The organism is Gordonibacter pamelaeae 7-10-1-b (assembly GCF_000210055.1).
Taxonomy (GTDB): Bacteria; Actinomycetota; Coriobacteriia; order Coriobacteriales; family Eggerthellaceae; genus Gordonibacter; species Gordonibacter pamelaeae.
On record NC_021021.1, the window covers coordinates 510,786 to 512,470 of the forward strand.

The following is a 1,685-nucleotide window of genomic DNA, read 5'->3' on the forward strand; positions in this document are numbered from 1 at the left end:
GCGGCGGCCACGCGGGGGCCGGGCGGTCGGCGGGCGATGTCAGAGAGGAACAGGTTCGTCAGCCCGTACACGGCGGCGGTGGAGAACGCCACGGGGACGAGGCAGAACAGCACGCTCGCCCACCCCACGGCGCCCAGCTCCTCGAGGAACGCATCGCGGCCGGCCAGCAGCACGCCCATCGAGAAGATGAGCAGCGCGGTGGCAGCCAGCGTCAGCTTCTCGTTGAGCCCCTTGAGCCGCGCGGGGAACACCGTGGCCCCCACGAGCACGCCCGCAACCATCACTGCCAGAATTTCCACGACATCCCTCTCCCACCGCCCGGAGCATGCGCGCCCGGCGGTCGATCTACGGTGAAGGAGTCATCTTAGCGCATTCGCGCGCTTCCGGGAGGAGGTTTCGCCGCCGGCTTCGCGAGCAACGCGAGCTTCGCCGCCCCCGCGACGACGAGCAGCGCGGCGCATAGGACGAGCACGAGCGCGGCGTCGGGCGAGAACGCGAGCAAATCGCGCCAGGGCGCGCCCCACTGCAACGGGAGGGCGAGAATCGCGACGGGCAGAGCCGCATGCAGACCGAGACCTTGCGCGAGCAGGCGCCGGCGCGGCACCGAGGCCAGCCGTCGACGCCAACGGCCCGTCAGAAGCAGCGGAACCGCGGCGGCCAGCAGGGCGCAGGCGTACAGCACATCGGTCCGCTGCCGCCACAGCGCCGCCCAGGCAACGTCCACCGGCCCGGGCGCACCGCCCACCGCCACGCTCACCACGCCGCCGGCCAGGTCGAAGAACCGGTCGTTGCCGCCGGCGTTGTCGTTGGCGTCGCCGAGCACCGCCACGCCGATGCCGCGCTCGGGCAGCAGGCACATGCTGGCCACGTAGTTCTCCACCTGCCCGTCGTGCGACAGCACCAGCTCGCCGTCGTCCCAGTAAAACGACGTCCATCCCATGCCGTAGTACGTGTCCCCCGCAGGGTCGGGCACGCGGTCGAGGAACATGCTTCGCACGCTGTCGGGCGACAGCACGCGCGCACCGCCGTCGGTCGCGCCGTCGTTCAGGTACATCCGCAGGTAGGAAGCCATGTCCTCCGCGCTTGCGGCCACGTATCCCGACGCGGGACCGCCCCACGCGGAGTCGCCCTGCGCATGCCGGAACCCGTCGGCAAGGTGCAGGCCGAACCAGTCGCGATGCCCCGGGGCCATGCCGAGCGCCGCCGCCTCGTCCGCGTCCGCCGTCGACGAGGCCATGCCGAGCGGACCCAGCACGTGCTCGTCGAGGTAGGCTGCGTACGTCTCGCCCGTCGCGCCCTCGACGACGCGGCCGATCAGGTCGTAGTTCGCGTTCGCGTAGGAGAAGGTGCCGAAGGTGTCGCCCACCTGGGCATCGGCGAGGGATTCATCGTACCCGAAGCCGCTCGTCTGGTTGAGCAGGCTGCGCACCGTCACCTCGTCAGGCACGTCGTAGCCGGGCGCGTAGGACGAGGCGGGCGCGTCGAGGTCGACGAGCCCCTGCTCTGCCAGCTGCATGACGGCTGCCGCAGTGAACGACTTGCTCAGCGAGCCGATGACGAAGGGGGCGTCCGCGCCGGGGCAGTCGCCGAACGTGTCGAGGTAGCGCACGCCGTCGGCGTCCACGACGGCGACGGCCACGCCGGGCACGCCCGTGCGCGGCACGTTCTCGCGCAGGTAGGCGTCC

Annotated in this window: 1 protein-coding gene and 1 pseudogene; both read right to left on the reverse strand. The window is 71.6% G+C overall.

Annotated elements, in window-relative coordinates:
• Window positions 1-299: pseudogene (locus GPA_RS02405) on the reverse strand (lysine exporter LysO family protein); the annotation flags it as partial.
• Window positions 300-364: 65 nt separating this feature from the next.
• Window positions 365-1,685: serine hydrolase domain-containing protein (locus tag GPA_RS02410; RefSeq protein ID WP_041238834.1), on the reverse strand; the 1,321-nt coding region annotated here is incomplete at its 5' end.